22 protein-coding genes are annotated in these 21,584 nt (G+C 58.6%); 12 read left to right on the plus strand and 10 right to left on the minus strand.

Annotated elements, in window-relative coordinates:
• Positions 1–4: 4 nt before the first annotated feature.
• Positions 5–943 (minus strand): aspartyl/asparaginyl beta-hydroxylase domain-containing protein, encoded by a 939-nt coding sequence (locus QRN38_RS00935; RefSeq protein WP_003383332.1) that lies wholly within the window; start codon positions 941–943, stop codon positions 5–7.
• Between the two features lie 177 nt (positions 944–1,120).
• Positions 1,121–2,095 carry a cysteine synthase A gene (gene cysK / locus QRN38_RS00940; protein ID WP_054089996.1) on the minus strand — a complete coding sequence of 325 codons (975 nt, stop codon included), beginning with the start codon at positions 2,093–2,095 and terminating at the stop codon, positions 1,121–1,123.
• 127 nt (positions 2,096–2,222) lie between these two features.
• Here cysK and QRN38_RS00945 point away from each other — a divergent pair, with 127 nt between their 5' ends.
• The 4 genes from QRN38_RS00945 to QRN38_RS00960 all read left to right on the plus strand — a co-directional run bounded on the left by QRN38_RS00945 (position 2,223) and on the right by QRN38_RS00960 (position 6,612).
• Positions 2,223–3,293, plus strand: a complete 1,071-nt coding sequence (locus QRN38_RS00945; RefSeq protein WP_005770427.1) for a DUF748 domain-containing protein — start codon at positions 2,223–2,225, stop codon at positions 3,291–3,293.
• 337 nt (positions 3,294–3,630) lie between these two features.
• Complete coding sequence (locus tag QRN38_RS00950; RefSeq protein ID WP_005770425.1) at positions 3,631–4,476, plus strand: AAA family ATPase; 846 nt, start codon at positions 3,631–3,633, stop codon at positions 4,474–4,476.
• A gap of 39 nt (positions 4,477–4,515) precedes the next feature.
• Positions 4,516–5,694 carry a vWA domain-containing protein gene (locus QRN38_RS00955; protein ID WP_054089997.1) on the plus strand — a complete coding sequence of 393 codons (1,179 nt, stop codon included), beginning with the start codon at positions 4,516–4,518 and terminating at the stop codon, positions 5,692–5,694.
• Positions 5,695–5,895: 201 nt separating this feature from the next.
• Entirely contained in the window at positions 5,896–6,612 is a 717-nt protein-coding gene (locus QRN38_RS00960; protein ID WP_005770420.1) for a WbqC family protein, read from the plus strand.
• A gap of 32 nt (positions 6,613–6,644) precedes the next feature.
• Here the strand turns inward: QRN38_RS00960 and QRN38_RS00965 are convergent, their stop codons facing one another.
• The 3 genes from QRN38_RS00965 to QRN38_RS00975 all read right to left on the minus strand — a co-directional run bounded on the left by QRN38_RS00965 (position 6,645) and on the right by QRN38_RS00975 (position 8,557).
• Positions 6,645–7,169: a DUF2937 family protein gene (locus QRN38_RS00965; RefSeq protein WP_005770418.1), complete on the minus strand. Its 525-nt coding sequence runs from the start codon at positions 7,167–7,169 to the stop codon at positions 6,645–6,647.
• Between the two features lie 46 nt (positions 7,170–7,215).
• A complete protein-coding gene (locus QRN38_RS00970) occupies positions 7,216–8,004 on the minus strand; it encodes a class II glutamine amidotransferase (protein ID WP_005619831.1) in 789 nt (262 codons plus the stop codon).
• Positions 8,005–8,080: 76 nt separating this feature from the next.
• On the minus strand, positions 8,081–8,557 hold the full coding sequence (locus QRN38_RS00975; RefSeq protein ID WP_005770416.1) for a hypothetical protein: 477 nt from the start codon (positions 8,555–8,557) through the stop codon (positions 8,081–8,083).
• Between the two features lie 132 nt (positions 8,558–8,689).
• Between QRN38_RS00975 and QRN38_RS00980 the strand changes: the two genes are divergently transcribed.
• The 7 genes from QRN38_RS00980 to QRN38_RS01010 all read left to right on the plus strand — a co-directional run bounded on the left by QRN38_RS00980 (position 8,690) and on the right by QRN38_RS01010 (position 15,759).
• Positions 8,690–10,747 (plus strand): S9 family peptidase, encoded by a 2,058-nt coding sequence (locus tag QRN38_RS00980; RefSeq protein WP_057417817.1) that lies wholly within the window; start codon positions 8,690–8,692, stop codon positions 10,745–10,747.
• A gap of 84 nt (positions 10,748–10,831) precedes the next feature.
• Positions 10,832–11,308 (plus strand): cyclic nucleotide-binding domain-containing protein, encoded by a 477-nt coding sequence (locus QRN38_RS00985; RefSeq protein WP_007245797.1) that lies wholly within the window; start codon positions 10,832–10,834, stop codon positions 11,306–11,308.
• 65 nt (positions 11,309–11,373) lie between these two features.
• Positions 11,374–11,745 (plus strand): YajD family HNH nuclease, encoded by a 372-nt coding sequence (locus QRN38_RS00990; protein ID WP_057417816.1) that lies wholly within the window; start codon positions 11,374–11,376, stop codon positions 11,743–11,745.
• A 298-nt stretch (positions 11,746–12,043) separates the two neighbouring features.
• The gene (locus QRN38_RS00995; RefSeq protein WP_057417953.1) at positions 12,044–13,813 is read left to right on the plus strand and encodes a copper resistance system multicopper oxidase; all 1,770 of its coding nucleotides are present in this window, start codon (positions 12,044–12,046) and stop codon (positions 13,811–13,813) included.
• Positions 13,814–13,824: 11 nt separating this feature from the next.
• Complete coding sequence (locus QRN38_RS01000; RefSeq protein WP_057417952.1) at positions 13,825–14,700, plus strand: copper resistance protein B; 876 nt, start codon at positions 13,825–13,827, stop codon at positions 14,698–14,700.
• Positions 14,701–14,772: 72 nt separating this feature from the next.
• Positions 14,773–15,270, plus strand: a complete 498-nt coding sequence (locus QRN38_RS01005) for an RNA methyltransferase (RefSeq protein ID WP_007245794.1) — start codon at positions 14,773–14,775, stop codon at positions 15,268–15,270.
• 108 nt (positions 15,271–15,378) lie between these two features.
• Positions 15,379–15,759 (plus strand): YgaP family membrane protein, encoded by a 381-nt coding sequence (locus QRN38_RS01010; RefSeq protein ID WP_005770406.1) that lies wholly within the window; start codon positions 15,379–15,381, stop codon positions 15,757–15,759.
• Between the two features lie 4 nt (positions 15,760–15,763).
• On the opposite strand, the gene QRN38_RS01015 is transcribed toward QRN38_RS01010, so the two are convergent.
• The gene (locus QRN38_RS01015; RefSeq protein ID WP_005619852.1) at positions 15,764–16,213 is read right to left on the minus strand and encodes a YcgN family cysteine cluster protein; all 450 of its coding nucleotides are present in this window, start codon (positions 16,211–16,213) and stop codon (positions 15,764–15,766) included.
• A gap of 211 nt (positions 16,214–16,424) precedes the next feature.
• Between QRN38_RS01015 and QRN38_RS01020 the strand changes: the two genes are divergently transcribed.
• On the plus strand, positions 16,425–17,018 hold the full coding sequence (locus tag QRN38_RS01020) for a nitroreductase family protein (RefSeq protein WP_005770403.1): 594 nt from the start codon (positions 16,425–16,427) through the stop codon (positions 17,016–17,018).
• Between the two features lie 75 nt (positions 17,019–17,093).
• Here QRN38_RS01020 and QRN38_RS01025 read toward each other — a convergent pair whose 3' ends face one another.
• From QRN38_RS01025 to QRN38_RS01040, 4 genes are all read right to left on the minus strand, one after another.
• Positions 17,094–18,026 carry a D-2-hydroxyacid dehydrogenase gene (locus QRN38_RS01025; protein ID WP_007245793.1) on the minus strand — a complete coding sequence of 311 codons (933 nt, stop codon included), beginning with the start codon at positions 18,024–18,026 and terminating at the stop codon, positions 17,094–17,096.
• A gap of 70 nt (positions 18,027–18,096) precedes the next feature.
• A complete protein-coding gene (locus tag QRN38_RS01030) occupies positions 18,097–18,390 on the minus strand; it encodes a YcgL domain-containing protein (RefSeq protein ID WP_005770399.1) in 294 nt (97 codons plus the stop codon).
• Positions 18,387–19,520: a ribonuclease D gene (gene rnd, locus QRN38_RS01035; RefSeq protein WP_057418665.1), complete on the minus strand. Its 1,134-nt coding sequence runs from the start codon at positions 19,518–19,520 to the stop codon at positions 18,387–18,389. Before rnd ends, QRN38_RS01030 begins: the two co-directional genes overlap by 4 nt.
• Positions 19,521–19,725: 205 nt before the next feature.
• Positions 19,726–21,369, minus strand: a complete 1,644-nt coding sequence (locus tag QRN38_RS01040) for a phosphoethanolamine transferase (protein ID WP_005770396.1) — start codon at positions 21,367–21,369, stop codon at positions 19,726–19,728.
• Between the last annotated feature and the right edge of the window lie 215 nt (positions 21,370–21,584).

Here is a 21,584-nt window from a genome sequence, read left to right on the forward strand (position 1 = left end):
CTACTTAACCAAACAACCAGTAACCCAGCAATGTCAGCACCACCACGGCCAGCACCGGGCGCAAGACGCGATAGGCCTTGGGGTTGGCGCGCTTGAACTGTTTGACCTTGCCACTGAAACCGTCGCTGAAACGCTTGCTGAACGCATACGCCTGATTGATCCCGCCGACACGCTCGTCATCCAGATTCTGCGGTGCCGTCGCGCGCCCCAGAAAGGCGCTGACGCTGCGGTTTATCCGGGTCATGAAGCGGTTGGTGAGCGGACGTTCGATGTCGCAGAACAGAATCACCCGGGTCTGGGTGGTTTCATTCTTGACCCAGTGCACGTAGGTCTCATCGAACATGACGTCCTCACCGTCGCGCCAGGCATACTCCTTGCCATCGACAAAGATCCGGCAGGCATCGGAGTTCGGGGTAGACAGGCCCAGGTGATAACGCAGGGAGCCGGCAAACGGATCGCGGTGCGGGTTGAGGTGGCTATCGCCTGGCAACAGGGCAAACATTGCACCCTTCACGTTGGGAATGCTGTTGACCAGTTCGACGGTCTTGGGACACAGCGCTTCGGCAGACGGCAATGCCTTGTCATACCATTTCAGGTAGAAACGCTTCCAGCCCTTCTTGAAGAACGAACCGAAACCGGCGTCGTTGTTTTTTTCGGCCGCACGAATATAGCCTTCATCGAACAGGTGCATGGCTTCGTCGCGGATGGCTTCCCAGTTGTCCTTGAGGATATCCAGCTCAGGAAACTTGCTGCGGTCCAGATACGGCTCGGACGGTACGCGGGAAAACAGATACATCAGGGCGTTGTAAGGCGCGAACAATGCCGAATGATTGACGAACTGCCGCAACAGGGGCAAACGAGCCCGACCGCGCAAGTGAACGTAAAGCGTGCTGCCGAGGAACAGCATCAGGATCGATGCCTTGGCAACAAATGAAAAGGTCATGAAGCTCTCCTTGAAGCAGGCAGATAACGCCAAACGTCACGCGGGCAGTACTGATGCAGGATTCTGAATAAGGGGCCACAAGCGCCGGGCGAACAGAGAGAATCGTCCAGCGTCTGGCAAGGTGGCCATCATAAACCCTTGCGCTGCCCGCATGAAGTACACAGGTGCGAAGATGTGTTACTGCGACAGCTCCTGGTCAGTGAAAAGATCGCTGAACAGCATGCTCGACAGGTAACGCTCGCCGGAGTCTGGGAGAATAACGACGATAGTCTTGCCCTGCATTTCCGGCTTTTCAGCCAGACGAACGGCAGCCGCCATTGCTGCGCCGCAGGAGATTCCGCACAGGATGCCCTCTTCCTGCATCAAGCGCCTGGCCATCGCCTTGGACTCATCGTCGGTGACGCGCTCTACCCGGTCAACAACCGACAGGTCGAGGTTTTTCGGAATGAAGCCCGCGCCGATGCCCTGAATCTTGTGCGGAGCAGGCGTGATTTCTTCACCGGCCATGGCTTGGGTGATGATCGGCGAACTGTCGGGTTCTACGGCGACCGACAGGATCGGCTTGCCCGCTGTGTGCTTGATATATCGGGAAATACCGGTGATAGTCCCGCCCGTCCCGACGCCGGCTACCAGCACGTCGATGGTGCCGTCGGTATCAGCCCAGATTTCGGGGCCGGTCGTTTTCTCGTGGATGGCCGGGTTGGCCGGGTTGTCGAATTGGGCAGGCATGAAAAATGTCTCGGGATCGCCAGCCAGCAACTCTTCGGCCTTGGCAATCGCGCCTTTCATCCCCTTGGCTGGCTCGGTCAACACCAATTCAGCCCCCAGCGCCTTGAGCACCTTGCGACGTTCTATGCTCATGGAAGCGGGCATGGTCAGCATCAGTTTGTAACCGCGAGCGGCGGCAACGAATGCCAGACCGATCCCGGTGTTGCCAGAGGTGGGTTCGACAATGGTCATGCCGGGCTTGAGCCTGCCGCTGGCTTCAGCGTCCCAGATCATGTTGGCGCCGATCCGACACTTGACGGAATAGCCCGGATTACGCCCTTCGATCTTGGCCAGAATGGTGACACCGCGCGGCGCGATACGGTTGATCTGCACCAGCGGTGTGTTCCCGATGGAATGGGCGTTATCAGCGTAGATACGGCTCATGAGGGTGTCCTTGTACACATCGGTTAAAGAACCAAAGCCTATGCCGCCAGCCTTTGGGCGTCCAGTCTGACCGAACGGATGCTCGCGCGTGCAGTCAATCCTTTCATTGAAACAGGAGACTCGTGTCATGAAACGTCGCTACAGCTGGCCGCTATGGACGCTGGCCGCTCTGGTCGTGCTGCTGATCGCTATCAATATCGCCCTGCCCTACGTGGTACGCGACTATCTCAACGACAAGCTGGCAGACATGGGCGAGTACCGGGGCGAGGTGACCGACGTGGATCTGGCACTGTGGCGAGGCGCCTACCGGATCAAGGGCCTGAAAATCGTCAAGACCGACGGCAAGGTTCCGGTGCCGTTCTTCGACGCGCCGATGATCGAGCTGGCCGTCAGCTGGCATTCGCTCTGGTATGACCATGCCGTAGTGGCAAAGGCACTGTTCACCAACCCGCAGATCAACTTTGTCGACGGTGGCAACAACAAGCAGGCCTCGCAGACCGGTCAGGGCACTGACTGGCGTACCCAGATGAACAAGCTGTTGCCCATTACCCTCAACGAACTGCGGATCGACAATGGGCGCATCACCTTCAACAATTTCAACTCCACGCCCAAGGTGAAAATCGAGGCGGATCAGGTCAATGCCAGCTTTTATAACCTGACCAATGTGGTGGACGTCGAGGGCAACCGCGATGCCGAGTTCAAAGGCAAGGCGCGCTTGCTGGGCCATGCCGATCTGGAAAGCACGGCCAGGTTCGACCCGTTCAGCAATTTCGAGGACTTTGACTTCCGCCTTCGGGCTACCGGCATTCAGCTCAAGAAGCTCAATGACTTCTCTTCGGCCTACGCCAAATTCGACTTCAATGCCGGTGACGGCGACGTCGTGATCGAGGCGCAAGCCAACAAAGGCCAGCTCAGCGGCTACATTAAACCGCTGTTGCGCAATGTCGATGTGTTCAATTGGCAGCAGGATGTGCAAAACAAGGACAAAGGCGTCTTCCGCTCGATCTGGGAAGCGCTGGTCGGCACCAGCGAAACAGTGCTGAAAAACCAGCGCGAAAACCAGTTCGCCACCCGAGTCGACCTGAGCGGCAGCGTCCACCAGCAGGACATCAGCGGCTTCCAGGCGTTTCTGCAGATTCTGCGCAATGCGTTCGTGCAGGCGTTCAATGCGCGGTATGAGAGCAGTAAGGGGGGCTAGTGGTTTTCTCAAACGCGCCAACTGATGAAAACCCACTTGTTTTCATCGGGGCGGCGTTGACTTAACTGCAGGAAACCAAAGTATCCGCGTCTATCTGGATGTCCAGTTCAGGCCATTCGACGCTCCAGCTGTACGCGAACAGTATCGCCAAAATCAGCCATACCAGAAGCAGCGTTACAATTTTTACCCGGTCACAGCGTGACGCACCATTCAAGAACTGAATAAGACGCCTGCATTCACAGTCGTCCGGCAGCCACGTTATAGTCCGCGCATCTCCTGCCCCTGTTACGTTGTCAGCGCCGACAGGCTGGGCATTCCCAAACGATAAGGATTGATCATGAAGTTCGAAGGCACCCCGGCATACGTCGCCACTGACGATCTCAAGCTGGCAGTCAACGCGGCGATCACGCTGGAGCGCCCACTGCTGGTAAAAGGTGAGCCCGGCACCGGCAAGACCATGCTGGCCGAGCAACTGGCCGAGTCCTTCGGCGCACGGTTGATCACCTGGCATATCAAGTCCACCACCAAGGCGCATCAGGGCCTCTACGAATACGATGCCGTGAGCCGTCTGCGCGACTCGCAACTGGGCGTCGACAAGGTCCACGATGTGCGCAATTACCTTAAAAAAGGCAAGCTGTGGGAGGCGTTCGAGTCCGATGAGCGGGTGATTCTGCTGATCGACGAGATCGACAAGGCCGACATCGAGTTCCCCAACGACCTGTTGCAGGAACTCGACAAGATGGAGTTCTACGTTTACGAAATCGATGAAACGATCAAAGCCAAAAAGCGCCCGATCATCATCATTACCTCCAATAACGAGAAGGAATTGCCGGACGCCTTCCTGCGTCGCTGCTTCTTCCACTACATCGCCTTCCCGGACCGGGCAACTCTGCAGCGCATCGTCGATGTGCATTACCCGAACATCAAGAAAGACCTGGTCAGCGAAGCACTGGACGTCTTTTTCGACGTGCGCAAAGTGCCCGGCCTGAAAAAGAAGCCCTCGACGTCCGAACTGGTGGACTGGCTGAAACTGCTGATGGCCGACAACATCGGTGAAGCGGTGCTGCGCGAGCGCGATCCGACCAAGGCGATCCCGCCGCTGGCCGGGGCGCTGATCAAGAACGAGCAGGACGTGCACCTGCTGGAACGCCTGGCCTTCATGAGCCGTCGCGGCAATCGTTGATCGTCTTTATCCACCCTGCCACGTAAAAGGGCGACAGCCATGCTGCTCAACCTGTTCAACGAAATGCGCGCGGCCAAGGTGCCGGTGTCTCTGCGTGAACTGCTGGACCTGATCAATGCCCTGAAACAGCGGGTTATCTTTGCCGACATCAATGAGTTCTACTTTCTTGCACGCACGATTCTGGTCAAGGACGAGCGCCATTTCGACAAGTTCGACCGCGCCTTCGGTGCCTACTTCAACGGTCTGGAAAAGCTCGACGATCACTTGCAGGCGCTGATCCCGGAAGACTGGCTGCGCAAGGAATTCGAGCGCTCGCTGAGCGACGAAGAGCGCGCGCAAATCCAGTCGCTGGGTGGCCTGGACAAGCTTATCGATGAGTTCAAGAAGCGCCTGGAGGAGCAGAAGGAACGCCACGCCGGTGGCAACAAGTGGATCGGCACCGGCGGCACCAGCCCGTTCGGCTCGGGCGGTTATAACCCGGAAGGCATTCGCGTCGGCGACGCCGGGGAACGCAAGGGCAAGGCGGTCAAGGTCTGGGATCAGCGCGAGTACAAGAATCTGGACGATCAGGTTGACCTGGGTACACGCAACATCAAGGTCGCCCTGCGGCGGCTGCGCAAGTTTGCCCGCCAGGGGGCGGCAGACGAACTGGATATCGACGGCACCATCGACCACACCGCACGCGATGCCGGCCTGCTGAATATTCAGATGCGCCCCGAGCGGCGCAACACCATCAAGTTATTGTTGCTGTTCGACATCGGCGGCTCGATGGATTCGCACGTCAAGGTCTGTGAAGAGCTGTTCTCGGCCTGCAAGACCGAGTTCAAGCACATGGAGTACTTCTACTTTCATAATTTCATCTATGAAACCGTGTGGAAGAACAACCTGCGCCGTGGCTCGGAGCGCACCGCCACCCAGGATTTGCTGCACAAATACGGCGCGGACTACAAAGTGATTTTTATCGGCGATGCCTCGATGGCACCTTATGAAATCACCCAGCCCGGCGGCAGCGTCGAACACTGGAATGAAGAAGCAGGCTATGTGTGGATGCAACGCTTCATGGCCAAGTTCAAGAAAGTCATCTGGATCAATCCCTACCCCAAGGACGCCTGGGACTACACCACGTCCACCCATATTGTGCGCGACTTGATTGAGCAACACATGTACCCGTTGACTCTGCAAGGTCTGGAAGACGGTATGCGCTACCTGGCGAAGTGAACCAGGCGTGCGTCCAATAACGTATAAGCCGGTCATCGACTGGCCCGTACGACCCGACCACCAGCACGAACATTCCAGAACCCCGAACTACCCTGACAGTTCCAGACCACCAATCAGACGGAGATGTGCTGATTGAGTAGATAGTGTTGCAGTTACTCCATCGTTTTGCCTGAGCAACCGTCGCGACTTCGCGGGTTACTTATGAACGAAACGCTCGGGATCATGCAGCCTTATTTCTTTCCCTACATCGGTTACTTCCAGCTCATTGCAGCCGTTGAGCGCGGGATTGTCTTTGACATCGTCAAATACAAACGCAAAAGCTGGATGAACCGTAATCGGGTACTGGACAGTAAAGGCGACTGGCAATACATCAACGTTCCGGTCTGTGCCCGCGAGGGCGCATTGATCAAGGACGCAACCCTTATCGACCTGGCCAGAGCTCACCAGCGAATCAGGAGCCAGCTTGAGCACTATCGAAGCAAGGCACCCTACTTTCGGGAAACCTTGCAGTTGGTTGACCAGACACTGGGCACACCCTCCACCCACCTGAGTGAACTCAACACGCGCGGCCTGCGGGTGGTCTGCGACTATCTGGGCATGAGCTTTGACTGGCAAAGTTGTGCGGCAATGAACCTTGACCTGCCGCCCATTGAACATGCAGGCCAGTGGGCACTTGAAATAAGCACCGTGCTGGAGGCTCGTCAGTACGTTAATGCCACAGGTGGACGTGACATTTTCACGCCGGCTGACTGGCAGGCAAGAGGCATTGAACTGAGGTTTCTCGAACCGGCGTCATTCAGTTATTCCACAGCCCCCATGAGCTTTGTCGAGAACCTTTCGATTATCGATGTGCTGATGTGGAACGCGCCTCAAACAGTGCTTGCCTATCTGCGCGATGAAACACGGACGGTCATATAAGCCGTCCGGGTGACAACAGCCTTTACCTGCAATCAGCGCCAGTCGCGCTCAAGCTGTGGCTTGCGCCGACCGCCGTGAACGACCCAGCCGAGCAACAGTACAAAGCTTTCGATCACCAGTGCCAGCAGCAGTGCACTGATAATGCCCCAGGCAATGACCTCGGGTGCCAGCAACACCTGCCACGTATAGCCGTTGAACGTTTCACGGCGAATATCCGGGTCGGAAGACGTGGCGACGTATAGGGCCCTGGAATACCAAGGGCCTTGAAGTCCGAGCCACTGGCGCTCAAGAATATGAGTACGGTTCATCAACGTATCGATGTTGTCCGCATCGGCTCGAAAAACAGGGTCTTCGCTGCTGCGATAGTGCTGGATCAACGCCTGTATATCGCCTTTGAAGAACTGCTGCGCAGTCGCGGTATAGCCTTTGACCGCCTGTTGCGCCTCGATCAGGTGCGCTTCGACGCGCTTGCTGTAATCACTGATGAAACCGGGAACCTGTACCCCGAACAGCAGGCCCGTTGTGAACAGGACCAATCGCAGATAACTTCGCAGCATCAATATCCCTCTTCTTTTTTTATCCTGTATGCCCGTGAAGGCGCCTTTACTGAGCCGCCGTTTCGACCGAACCACTCGCCACGCACTCACCCTTGCGCCACAGGCTCCACTGGCCCGGCTCGTAGCGGTTCCAGTTTTCGTTCTCGGTCAAAGGTTCGGTGGCAATAACTGTGACCACGTCGTGCGGCGTTGTTTCTGCCTGAAAATCGACAATCACGTCGACATCTTTCAACCTTGCCGGCCCGAACGGCGCGCGGCGGGTGATCTGCACCAGTTTGGTACTGCAAAAGCAGAACAACCAGTCACCGTCGCTCAACAGGCAGTTGAACACGCCTTTACTACGGTATTCGGTGCAGGCCTGTATCAGTGAGGGCAGTAATTGTTCGACTTCAACCGGCTCGGGAAAGGCTTCACGAACGCGATTGAGCAGGTCGCAGAATGCCGCTTCGCTGTCGGTATCGCCCACCGGCCGATAAAACGTGGCAGCGGGGGCGAAATCCGCCAGTTGGCCGTTGTGTGCAAAGCACCAGTTGCGGCCCCAGAGTTCACGCACGAAAGGATGGGTGTTGGACAGGCAGACCTTGCCGACGTTGGCCTGGCGGATATGGCCAATCACCACTTCGCTCTTGATGGGATAACGCTGCACCAACTGCGCGACTTCTGACTCGCTGCTGGCGGCCGGGTCCTGAAACAGGCGCAGGCCACGGCCCTCGTAGAAGGCAATGCCCCAGCCGTCGCGGTGCGGGCCGGTACGTCCGCCCCGCTGCATAAGCCCGGTAAAGCTGAAAACGATATCGGTCGGGACATTGGCGCTCATGCCCAATAATTCACACATGCTCAGGTTCTCGCTTCAAGACGTTTTGCGGCAGGTCGCGTGCCGCACGCGGCGGCACATACCAACGAAGCGGGGTCTACAGTCGCGGCTCTACCCGCGCACCTCTGACCGGAGGGACAGGTGCCGTGGTCTTGCGGGCGTAACGATCGTCATCGGCGAACGGCTCGTCAGCGGGGTCTGTTTCAACAGGCTGCGCGACCGGCTGAGGCTGACGTGCCTTGCGGTTGCGCTCGATCGGCCAGCGGATGAGCACGAACAGCAAGTACGCACCGAAGGCGAACATGCCGTACATGGCCAGGTCCGACACAGCGGTCCAGACATTGCTGCCGACCTTGAACATCAGGTCAAGTGCACTCACAGCCACTGCCGGCGCCATCAAGTCCTTGACGGGGTCAACCATGGTCGGCGTAAACAGCAACACCGCGACCGCCACCCGCAATGGTTCCTTGAGATAACGCCACATCCAGCGGGTCATCAGGAACCATACCAGCAGGCAACCCAACGCAGCGAAGGCGTAGACGCTCCAGGCGATCAGATAGTCGTTTTCGGTCATGACGTCCGTGGAAAGGCAGGTAAAGAGGCGCTTATGATAACGGCTTTTGCCTGACGCGGCTTGCCTCGCTTCAGTAATCAGTTCAGCGTGTACCGATATTTTCCGGTTTGATGCCTTTACAGAGAGCCCAGCATGTCCTTTTCGAATGCAACCTCCAGCGCCCCGATTGCTCGCAAGGCTGACGGTCCCGACCCTTACGCCTGGCTGCAGAATCGCGATACCGACGAGGTGCTCGACTACCTCAAGGCCGAAAACGCCTGGCAAGAACAGCAACTGGCGGATCAGACCGGGCTGCGCGAAAGCCTGTTTCAGGAGATCAAGGGCCGCATTCTTGAAACCGACCTATCACTGCCCTCCCCTTGGGGTCCGTACCTGTACTACACGCGCACCGCCGAAGGTGACGAGTACGCCCGGCACTACCGTTGCCCGCGTCCGGCCAACGACTCCAACACGGTGGATGAAAGCCGCGAAGAACTGCTGCTGGACCCGAACGCAATGGCCGATGGCGGCTTCTTTTCGCTGGGCGCGTTCAGCATCAGCCCCGACCATCAGCGTCTGGCTTACAGCCTGGACACCAGTGGCGACGAGGTGTACCAGCTTTACGTCAAGGAACTGAGCACTGGCCTGATCAGCAGCCTGCCGTTTGAAAACTGCGACGGCAGCATGACCTGGGCTAACGACAGCCAGACCCTGTTTTTCGGCGAGCTGGACGAAACCCATCGCCCCGGCAGGCTGCATCGCCACAGGCTTGGCGAGGCCTCGGCCGAGTTGGTGTTCGACGAGCCGGACGGTCGATTCTTCCTGCATTGCTTCCGTACCAGCTCCGAGCGTCAACTGGTCATTCTGCTCAATAGCAAGACCACCAGTGAAGCCTGGGTGCTGGACGCCGATCATCCCGAGCAGGCCTTTACCTGCCTGGCGCCGCGCGTCGAAGGCCACGAATATTACCCGGACCACGGCCTGCTCGATGGCGTCTGGAGCTGGTTCATTCGCAGCAACCAGAGTGGCATCAACTTCGCGCTGTATCACGCAGCGGAAAAAACCGGCGGCGTTCCGGTTCGTGATGACTGGCAGACGCTGGTGGCGCACGACGAACAGGTGATGCTTGAAGGCCTGAGTCTCAACGCCCGGGGCTTGAGCCTGAGCCTGCGCGAAGGTGGCTTGCCGATCATCGAAGTGCGCCCGCAAGGTCTGCCTGCCTATCGCGTGCAGTTGCCAGATGCTGCCTACAGCCTTTATGTGCAGGACACGCTGGAGTTCGACAGCGACAGGATTCGTCTGCGCTATCAGTCGTTGAACCGCCCCGCGCAGGTACGCCAACTGACCCTGGCCACTGGCGAGCAAGTGGTGCTCAAGGAAACGCCAGTGCTGGGCACGTTCGACGCCGATGCCTACGTCAGCCAGCGGTTGTGGGCCACGGCCAGCGACGGCACGCAGGTGCCGATCAGCCTGGTGGTCAAGCGCGAGCTGGTCGGCAAGGCGACCCCGCTGTACCTGTATGGCTACGGTGCCTACGGCGAGAGCCTGGACCCGTGGTTTTCCCACGCGCGCCTGAGCCTGCTTGACCGTGGCGTGGCCTTTGCCATCGCGCATGTGCGTGGCGGCGGCGAACTGGGGGAGGCCTGGTATCGCGACGGCAAACAGGAACACAAACAGAACACCTTCGGCGATTTCATTGCCTGCGCCGAACATGTGATCGCCCAAGGCCTGACCAGTGCCGAACAACTGGTGATCAGCGGTGGCAGCGCCGGTGGCCTGTTGATCGGTGCGGTACTCAACCAGCGCCCGGAGCTGTTCAAGGCGGCGATTGCCGAAGTGCCGTTTGTGGATGTGCTGAACACCATGCTCGACCCGGACCTGCCGCTAACCGTCACCGAGTACGACGAATGGGGCAATCCGCAGGAACCGGACGTTTATGAGCGCATCAAGGCTTACGCGCCTTATGAGAACGTCAGCGCTCAGGCGTACCCGGCCATGCTGGTCATCGCCGGTTACAACGACAGCCGCGTGCAGTACTGGGAGGCCGCCAAATGGGTCGCCCGCCTGCGCGATCGCAAGACGGACGACAATCTGCTGCTGCTCAAGACCGAACTGGGTGCCGGGCACGGTGGCATGAGTGGTCGTTATCAGGGCTTGCGTGATGTGGCACTGGAGTACGCTTTTATCTTCAAGGTATTGCAGATAGCCTGATGAACTTGGTGTGAAACACCTGTCTTAATAGCATCGGGGGGCACGGATCTGCCCTCCTTCGTCACCGGATTACAAGAACAGACCATGTCAGAACCCCTGTCCAACCTGAACCACGCCATACGCGACATGCTGCTGGACTGCGGCCTGTTCGACACCTTGCTGCCCGGTGACTTTGTCACTGTGGCCGGGTACTTCAGCATCACCGATATCGAAAAAGGCGAAACCATCTTTGCCGAAGGCGATGCCGGGACCTTCATGTGCATCATCCATCAGGGCAGCGTATCGGTGCAGAAACTGGCCGGTGACGGTCAACAGGTGGAGATCGCCGTGCTGCGCCGCGGACGTGCATTCGGGGAGATGGCCGTACTGGATGGCGAACGTCGCTCGGCCAGCTGTATTGCGGCCACCAGTTGCCAGTTACTGAATCTGGGACGCGACTCGCTGGACAAGATGCTCGACGATGCGCCGAAAATCGCCGCCAAGATCATTCGCGCCCTGGCCATCTCGCTGTCCAAGCGCTTGCGCATGGTCGACGGCCAATTACTTTCGCAGCAGGTGTGAGTTTGCCCATCTGGCGCTAAACTTGCCCCATTCCGCTTTCAATGCGCACACGCACAGGTGACACCATGAGCACGGCCAACCCTCCTTCCCATACTGCCAAGCTGGACCGCATTCTGGCCGACGCCCAGCGCGACCGCGAAATGGGTTACCGCGACAAGGCATTGCGCATGTACCCGCACGTGTGCGGCCGTTGTGCCCGCGAGTTTGCCGGCAAACGCCTCAGCGAACTGACCGTGCATCACCGCGACCACAACCATGACAACAATCCGCAGGACGGCTCCAACTGGGAGCTGCTGTGCCTGTATTGCCACGACAACGAGCACTCGCGTTACACCGACCAGCAATACTTCGCCGACGGTTCGCTAAGCACGCCGAAAACCGCCAAGGCCACGCACAACCCGTTCGCCGCGCTGGCAGGGTTGATGAAGAAGGACTAGTGACGGGACGCTGAACGCCTTTTGTGATGAAGAATGGCTGAGTCAAGGCTGAACGCACCTTGTGATGAAGAAGAGTGACCGAAGGAAAGCTGAGGCTGAACGCACTTCAAAGTGGGAGCTGACTTGTCAGCGAAGACAATGGTTCTGACACCTACATTTTGTGACTGCGCTCGCCCGGCCTCTCCCACGAAACCTCCAGCATGCCCCAAAAACCCGCTGCCCCGCCCTCGACGGAATCGCCCCGCCCAAGCACCCCGCTTGCCGGCCCGAAATGAACCGACTGACCGGATACCTCGCCATGCCCACCCGAACATCAAGACGCACCTTCGTGAAAGGGCTTGCCGCCAGCAGTATTCTGGGTGGGCTGGGGCTCTGGCGCAGCCCGGCGTGGGCACTCCCCAATCCGGGCCAGCCTGACGGGTTGTCCGGCACCGAGTTCGACCTGACCATCGGCGAAACCCAGGTCAATATCACCGGCAATGCCAGAACCGCGATGACTATCAACGGCGGCATTCCAGGCCCATTGTTGCGCTGGCGCGAGGGCGACACTGTCACCCTGCGGGTAAAAAACCGCCTCGACGAAACCACCTCCATTCACTGGCACGGCATCATCCTGCCGGCCAACATGGACGGCGTGCCGGGGCTGAGCTTTGATGGCATTGCGCCCGACGGCATGTATGTCTATCGCTTCAAGGTCAGGCAGCACGGCACGTATTGGTATCACAGCCATTCGGGTTTTCAGGAGCAGTCGGGCGTCTATGGGCCACTGGTGATCGACGCCAAAGAACCCGAGCCGTTCACCTACGAGCGCGAGCACGTGGTCATGCTCACCGACTGGACAGACGAAGACCCGGCCCGGGTGATGAAAAAGCTCAAGAAACAGTCGGACTACTACAACAATAACAAGCGCACCGTCGGCGACTTCATCAACGACGTCGGCGAAAAAGGCTGGAGCGCGACCACCGCCGAGCGCTGGATGTGGGCGCAGATGAAGATGAACCCGACTGATCTGGCGGACGTCAGCGGCGCAACTTACACCTACCTGATGAACGGCCAGGCGCCAAACATGAACTGGACCGGGCTGTTCAAACCCGGCGAGCGGATTCGCCTGCGCTTTATCAACGGCTCGTCGATGACCTATTTCGATGTGCGCATTCCCGGCCTGAAGATGACCGTGGTCGCCAGCGACGGCCTGCACATCAAACCGGTGGTTGTCGATGAACTGCGGATCGCGGTGGCAGAGACATTCGACGTGATCGTCGAGCCGGCTGACGGTGCCTACACGCTGTTCGCCCAATCGATGGACCGCACCGGCTTTGCCCGAGGCACTTTAACCAGCAGGCCCGGCATGCAGGCCGAGGTCCCGCCTCTCGACCCGCGTCCGCTGCTGAGCATGGACGACATGGGCATGGCGGGCATGGATCACGGCAGCATGAACCACAGCGCCAAGCCGGCAATGGACGGTATGGACCACAGCAAGATGGACCATGACTCGATGCCCGGCATGGACCACGGCACGATGCCGATGCAAGAAGCACCGGTCATGCAGTCGCACCCGGACAGCGAAAGGAATAATCCGCTGGTCGATATGCAGGCCATGAGCACGTCGGCAAAACTCAATGATCCGGGCATCGGCCTTCGGGACAACGGCCGTAAGGTCCTGACCTACGCCGACCTGCGCAGCACCTTCGAGGACCCGGACGGCCGCGAGCCGAGCCGGACAATCGAACTGCACCTGACCGGGCACATGGAAAAATTCGCCTGGTCGTTCGATGGCGTGAAGTTCTCCGACGCCAAGCCACTGATGCTCAAATACGGCGAGCGGGTGCGTATCGTGCTGGTCAACGACACGATGATGACTCACCCCATTCACCTACACGGCATGTGGAGCGATCTGGAAGACGAAAACGGTCAGTTCATGGTGCGCAAACACACCATCGACATGCCCCCGGGGTCACGCCGCAGCTACCGCGTCACCGCTGATGCTCTGGGCCGTTGGGCGTATCACTGTCATATGCTGTACCACATGGAAATGGGCATGTTCCGCGAAGTGCGGGTGGAAGAATGAGGACTTTACCGTTGAATGGATCGCGCAATTCGTCCCGCCTGCCAACCCTGCTGTTGGCTGCAGGCCTGGCCATGACACCCTGGGCACCCGCGCTGGCTGCCGGCATGGAAGGCATGGATCATGGCAGCCACTCGATGCCCATGGACGCCAGCGCCAGCAGCGACGCCCCGGCGCAGAGCCGAACGCCGATCCCGCCCGTCACCGACGCGGACCGGGCTGCGGTGTACACCAGCCATAGCGGGCATCAGGTCCACGACAGCGCCATCAACAGTTACTTTGTGGCCGACAAGCTGGAATGGCAGGACGCAAACGACGGCAGCGCGCTGGCCTGGGATCTGTCCGGCTGGATTGGCGGTGATATCGACCGCTTGCTGCTGCGCTCCGAAGGCGAACGCACCAACGGCAAGACCGAAGAGGCAGAAGTCCAGGCGTTATGGGGCCATGCCGTCAGCTCGTCGTGGGACGTGGTGGCCGGAGCACGCCAGGACTTCAAACCGGGCGCGCCACAGACTTGGGCGGCTTTCGGCCTGCAAGGGCAGGCGATTTCGGATCTCGACGTTGAAGCCACGGCATTCATTGGCGAAGCCGGACAGACGGCAGCGCGTCTGGAAGCCGACTACGACCTGTTGCTGACCAACGACCTGATACTTCAACCCACTGGCGAACTGAATTTCTATGGCAAGAACGACCCGCAACGTGGCAACGGCTCGGGCCTGTCGACCAGTGAGTTCGGTCTGCGGCTGCGCTATGAAATCACACCGCAATTTGCGCCTTACGTGGGCGTGACCTGGAATCGTTCCTACGGCAAGACTGCTGATTACGCACGCGAAGACGATGAGGATGTTGCCCAGGCGCGTCTTGTCGTGGGTTTGCGCCTGTGGTTCTGAGCGTCGGAATTGGAAATGGCATTGATCTGACGCTGCCGTATAATCCCCGGTTTTCTCCAGAGCTCCCTCCCCGTGGCCAACAAACGGTACGCCTGCATCGGTCTTTATAACCCCAAGTCCCCGGAAAACGTCGGCTCAGTGATGCGTGCCGCAGGCTGCTATGGCGTGGCGTCGGTGTTCTATACCGGTAAGCGCTACGAGCGTGCCCGGGACTTCATCACCGACACCAAGAAAATCCATCAGGACATCCCGCTGATCGGCATCGAGGACCTCAAGAGCATTCTGCCACTGGGCTGCATCCCGGTTGCCGTCGAACTGGTGGAAGGTGCCCGCGCGCTGCCGGAATACACACACCCGGATCGCGCGCTGTATATCTTCGGCCCGGAAGACGGCTCGCTGGACCAGGAGATCCGCGACTGGTGCGAAGACGTGGTCTACATCCCGACCGAGGGCTGCATGAATCTGGCAGCCACCGTCAACGTCGTGCTTTATGACCGCATGGCCAAAGGCATCAATACCCGTTCAGGGCCGCAGTTCGGTCGCGAGAAAGTTGGCCCGGCCAGCGACTGATAACAGAAAAGCATTGAACCTGTGTCGCAGGCGGACAGTCAGTTTCTCTGGACCGGGTGACTACTTATTACCCACTACCTGCGACCTACTGCCTCATGGAGAGCCAACATGCGCGACACCCCGATTATCGAACGCATCGACACACCTGAACTGCTGCAGCGTAATCCTGATCAGAACGTCCAGGGCTGGGAGCGCATTGGCTCGCTGGCTGGCGGCGTACTGATGATGGGCAAAGGCGTACGTCGTGGCGGTTTTCTGGGCCTGATTCAGCTGGCTATCGGCGGCGCAGTGCTGGCCCGTGGTATCAGCGGCCATTGCGCCGCCAAGAGCCTGGTAGAAAAAGGCCGCAGCGACCTGAACAGCGCACGTTCGACGATCGAACGTGCGGGTGCCGAGTTAAGCAACCTGAAAGACGACGCTGAAAACGCCGTGAAGAAAGCCGCCGTCAAAGGCGTGGAAGCACTGACCGAGCCAAAGCCGGTCGTTTAAGCGTTCAACCTGCGCGAAAGATCAGGTAATCCTCCCAGTCGTCCTCGGCCACATTCTTCTCGCTGAGCATGCGGCCGGACTGGGAGATACGTTCGTGATGCACCGCCGTGCGATCACCACACACTAGATGGTGCCAGAGTGGCAAGTCCTTGCCCTCACTGACCAGCCGATAGCCACAGGTCGGCGGTAGCCATTTGAACTCATCTGCCTGACCCGGCGTCAGCTGAATACAGTCCGGCACCGATGCGCGACGGTTGGCGTAGTCAGAGCACTGGCAGGTTTTCAGATCCAGCAGCTTGCAGGCAATACGCGTGTAGTAAACGCTGTTGTCTTCTTCGTCTTCCAGTTTCTGCAGGCAGCACAGACCACAACCGTCGCAGAGCGACTCCCACTCTTGCGTGTCGAGTTGGTCAAGGGTCTTGCGAATCCAGAAGGGTTCAACTTTAGCGGCCATGATTCGGGCAACGGTATCGGTAATGAAAAGGCCGCCAGTCTAGAGGCACAACGGGTGCGGGCCAAGCACTTGCGACTGTCGGTAGTCAGGACTTGTCAGCCAGAAGGCAAAACAGTAGCGTTGACGGGTTTCCAGTGCGTTCAAGCGATGCCTGCCGACCACGGCCCATCAAGCCACGCTCGTTTTCCACCCTTCGCTATCAAGGATTCTCATGAGCTCAAACCCGCGCATCGCCGATCACCCGATTGACCCGCAATTCACCGAACGCTGGTCGCCACGCGCGTTCAGCGGCGAAAGCATCGAGCAGGAAACCCTGCTGAGCTTTTTTGAAGCCGCCCGCTGGGCACCTTCGGCCTATAACTCGCAACCCTGGCGTTTTTTGTATGCGCGCCGCGACACGCCGAATTGGGAACGCTACCTGGGCCTGCTGAACGAATTCAACCGTAACTGGGCGCAGCACGCGGCAGCACTGGTCATCGTCATTTCCAAAACCACCTTCACCGCCCCCGGCGCGACCGAAGAAGGCCCGGCCCTGTGGCACACCTTCGACACCGGATCGGCGTGGGGTTATCTGGCGCTGCAGGCTAGCCTGAGCGGCTGGCACACCCACGGTATGGCCGGTTTCGATCAGGAGCTGACACGCAAGGAGCTGAATATTCCAGAGGGCTATGCACTGCATGCCGCCGTGGCCATCGGCAAGCTGGGTGACAAGTCGACGCTGCCGGAATACCTGCAAGGCCGCGAAGTCCCGAGCCCGCGCAAACCGCTGGACGAACTGGCGGCTGAGGGTGATTTTTCGCTGTAACTGACTTTTCCTGCACGTTTCCATACCTGAAACCTGCGAGCCGATGCTTGATGCATCGGCTCGCTGACAACGGCTTCAGTAACCTCGCGAGAAATCCACTTCGCCGCGCAGTGCTTCCCCATCCTGAAACGCTTTCAGGTTATCGACGAAAAGCTCGGTCATGGCCACCGGCGATGTCGGTGCCGAACTGTGACCGGTCAACAGCAGACCGTAGGCAGTCCAGAACGGATGACGCTGCGGCAAAGGCTCCTGACGGCAGACATCAATGATCGCCCCCGCCAGATGCCCCACCCGCAACGCTTCAACCAGGTCCGCATCCACCACCGCCACACCGCGCCCGACGTTGATGAACAACGCCGTTGGCTTGAAGCTGGCGAACAGCCTCGCGTCATACAGATCGTGGGTATCCGGCGTGTTGGGCAACAGATTGATGACGTAGTCCATGTCGCCTATCAGACGCGACATGTCCGACAACGCGGTTACTTCGATGAAAGGCGCCTGGGTTCGCGCCGTGGACGCCACGCCGTAGACCTGCACACCGAATGGCAACAGAAACTCGGCAACGCGCCGGCCGATATCACCGGCACCGACGATCAGTACCTTGCGACCTGCCAGGCTCTGACCAATGCGACTGTCCCACTTGCGCTCGACCTGACTCATCAGGCGCGCCAGCACCTCACGCTCATGACCGAGCATGTAGGTCAAAACGAATTCGGCCATGACCTGACCGAAAATCCCTACGGCACGCGTCAGGCGATAATCCTGCGACAGGCCGTCGGCCAGCAGTGGCGTGATCCCCGCCCAAGTGGATTGCAGCCATTGTGGCTTGTGCCCCTGGCGCAGCAGATTGGCCATCAGGTCCGGCTGCCCCAGCCAGATCGGGCAGTCGCTGGCCAGCCGTGACAGCTCGGCAGAGTCGCCGGTGCTCAAGACTTCCAGGTCAGGCGCAGCCTTGCGCAACAATTGGGTGTAAACGAGGTAATCGTGCTCGGCAATCAGAACGCGCATGTTTCAAAAACCTTAAAAACAGGACAGGCAACCCACGGCGAATGTGGACCGCTTTACAACGGAGCAACGATCACATGGGGTCGTTGCGGCGCAGCAGCTCTTCGGGCAAATGCTCGATGTACTCGTCTTCAGCGGGAGGCATCTGCAAGTGATAGCCCTGGCCGTCGAGGTTCTTCAGCACCGCATTGATATCTTCGCGCGACAGCGCACGCTCGGGGCTCAGCACCAGATCAAATGCATGAACCGGTTTGCCGAACGCCACCAGCAGCTCTGGCGGCACGCGCTTGAGGACGTCGCTCTTCAAGACGTAAAGGTACATCTCGTTTCTTTTCGGGCTGCGATAAATCGAGCAGATACGCTTCAAGACTGTTCTCCAGAGGAAGCCAGGCTGTCCAGCAGCGCCTGGCCCATCAATTCGCGACGCCAGCCACGCAACGAATCGGGCAATTGATAAGGACCGTCGGGGTAGCCGCTCTTGAGCAGCGCTTCGAGGGTCTTCTTGCGCAGCATCAGCTCTGGCGTCATATCCAGTTGCTCGGCGTACTGCTGACCGATTGCGCGCAGGCGTTTGATCGACCCGGCAGCATCAATGGGCAATGGCTCGGGCAATGCCGGCGGCCACTCTGCTGCCGGCACACTGGCTGCGGTCTGAATCAGCTCCAGCAAAAACTCGCCGTCGTGACGGACCGTGCGCGGGTGCATGTCTTCGATACGGGCCAGCGCGCCGAGGTTGTCGGGCTGCGTTTTGGCCAATGGCCAGAGCGAGTGCTCACGTATGATGCGGTTGCGCGGCAAATTACGGGCGCGGGCCTGAACCTCGCGCCAGGCGCAGAGTTCACGCAGCACCGCCAGTTGGGCACGTGACAGCTTCCAGGCCAGCTTGGCGTCGCGATACACCTCGTACGGGTCGACTTCGCGGCGCAGATTGGCGACCAGCTCGGCACCGTCATCCAGCAACCAGGCGTATTTGTCCTCTGACAAACGCGGGCGCAGGATGGCGAACAGCTCGGCAAGGTGCACGGCATCTTCGGCGGCGTAGCTGATCTGGGTGTCCGACAGCGGGCGTTGCAGCCAGTCGGAACGGGTTTCGCCCTTGGGCAGGTCGATATTAAGGACCTCCTGCACCAGACGCGAATAGCCCATGGAAAAACCGAGATTCAGGTACGCGGCTGCCAATTGGGTATCAAACAACGGAACCGGCAGGCTGCCAGTCAGGCGCAGCAAGACTTCGAGGTCTTCGCTGCACGCATGCACCACTTTGATGACTGCGGGGTTTTCGAGCAGCGCAGACAGAGGTGCCCAGTCGTTGATCAGCAACGGATCAATCAGCCAGGCGCTTTGCCCGTCGCCAATCTGCAGCAACGCTGCGATTGGGTAAAACGTGTCGACCCGCATAAACTCGGTGTCGAGCGCGACAAAAGGCAGCGACTGCCATTGTGCGCAATGCCGGGCGAGGCTGTCGTCGTCGCGAATCCAGTGAATATCGATGGCCACACGGCTCTCCCTTCAACAATGGCGCGCAGTATATATCGTGACGGGAGATTATCGCGCGCCTGTCGTCCTGGTCTGGCGCATCTTCATGCAAATGACAGGCAACAGCTAGGGGTTGCCTGGCAAAAATGATGACGCTCGTGCCAATACGGGCATTGGCACGAGCGTCAGTTGACGTTGTGTCGCTAGCTTGAGCGCAGCCCACCCGTCATTGCTTGTCAGCCGCCGCCAGCTCACTCCGGCACCCGGCAAACATATCCAGACTCGGGTCATAGACCTTGGTATCGACTTTCAACAGGCCAAGCATGGAGTGAAAAAGGTTGTCCTGGCTCAGTGGCGCGTTGCGCTGTTTGGCAAGACAGTCCGGGGTGACGGCGAAAGACTTCTGATAGGTATCGGACAACCAGATCAGCATGGGCACATGCTTCTGTTGATCTGGCGCCAGTACATAGGGGGTGCCGTGCAGGAACAAGTTGTACTCGCCAAGGGATTCGCCATGATCCGACAGGTACACCATTGCCGTATCAACCTTGGCCTGATTACTGCGCAACAGGTCAATCAGTGTGGACAGCACATGGTCGGTATACAGCAACGTATTGTCGTAGGCATTGACGATGCTGTCCCGGCTGCAATTGTTCAGCGCATTGCTTTCACACACCGGGGTAAACTTTTCAAACTCTTTTGGGTAGCGCTTGTAATATTCCGGCCCGTGACTGCCCATCTGGTGCAGGACAAGAACGGTGTCCTTGTCGAGACTGTCGATAAAGCCCTGCAGGTTTTGCAACAGGATCTCATCCCGGCATTCATGACTGTTGCATAGCAGCGGGTCCGTGAGATTGCTCACGTCCTGGAACGTCACCCGGTCACAGGTGCCTTTGCAACCCGACTGATTGTCACGCCACACCACTTCTATACCCGCATGTTTCAGCACATCAAGCAAGCCTTCCTGATTACGGGCCTTGGTTGCGTTGTAGTTCTTGCGCCCCATGTTGGAAAACATGCAAGGCACCGACACCGCTGTTTCAGTACCGCATGAATAAACATCGGTAAACGCGACCAGCCCGTTCTCTTTGTTCAAGTTAGGCGTGGTATTGCGACCATAACCCAGGATCCCGAAGTTTTCCGCCCGGGCGCTCTCGCCCACGACCAGCACCGTCAGTGATTTGCGGGCATGCGTGGCCCAGTCCGGCGAGCGTTTGGCGTCTTCGCCAATCTTGACGAATGGGCGCTGTGCCGAGATAACCTGTTCGCTCAGGTAGCCGATCGAGGCACCCATGTAGTTGCTCGGCACGACCATCAGGCGCAATTCGTGGTGATTGCGAAACAACGAGGACAACCCCTGATAGTTCGCCAATGCCACGCCGCCGATGGCCACACTACAGACCACAATAACCACCAGCTTGCTGAACAGCTCCAGGTGCCAGCGGCGATAACTGATCGGCAGTTTCCACAGAATCAGCGACGGCAGCACACCCAACAAAGCGATGTACACGACCAGTTTCAAAGACAACAGCCCCTGAACTTCAGTCACGTTGGTTTCGGCAAAGTTTCGGAACATACCGGCGTCAATCATGACGCCGTATTCGGTCATGAAATAAACCACACTGGCGCTGACCATAAACAGAAAGATCACCACAGGTTTAAACACACGACGGAACGCCAACAGCGTCAAAAAAATATTGAATACACAGAAAATCATCAAGCCGAAGGCAAAGCGCATGGCCAGGCCTTTGCCATCGCCACTGGTAATTGCGAATAAATGCTGCCACAGATTGATATTGAAGCCCAACAACAGTAAACCGCTGACAAATAGAGTTACAACCTCTGGGCGAACAGTTCTCATTATCGGCATCGTGATCTACTTATCAAATTAGTATGCACCGGGCGCAGAAACCGGCCCCCGATGGCGCGGACTTTAAGCAGCGCGTCATCAATTTTATGTGAAAAACGTGCAACGTTTGAGTTGAATGAAGCTTATTTCACAGTGAAGCAATTCGCTCGCATGAGTCCACATTGATCGGGTAGAAAAACGCCTCCGCAAGCAGGCAGGCTTGCGGAGGCGCCATT

This window comes from Pseudomonas sp. CFBP2511 (genome assembly GCF_030209255.1).
GTDB lineage: Bacteria > Pseudomonadota > Gammaproteobacteria > Pseudomonadales > Pseudomonadaceae > Aquipseudomonas > Aquipseudomonas avellanae.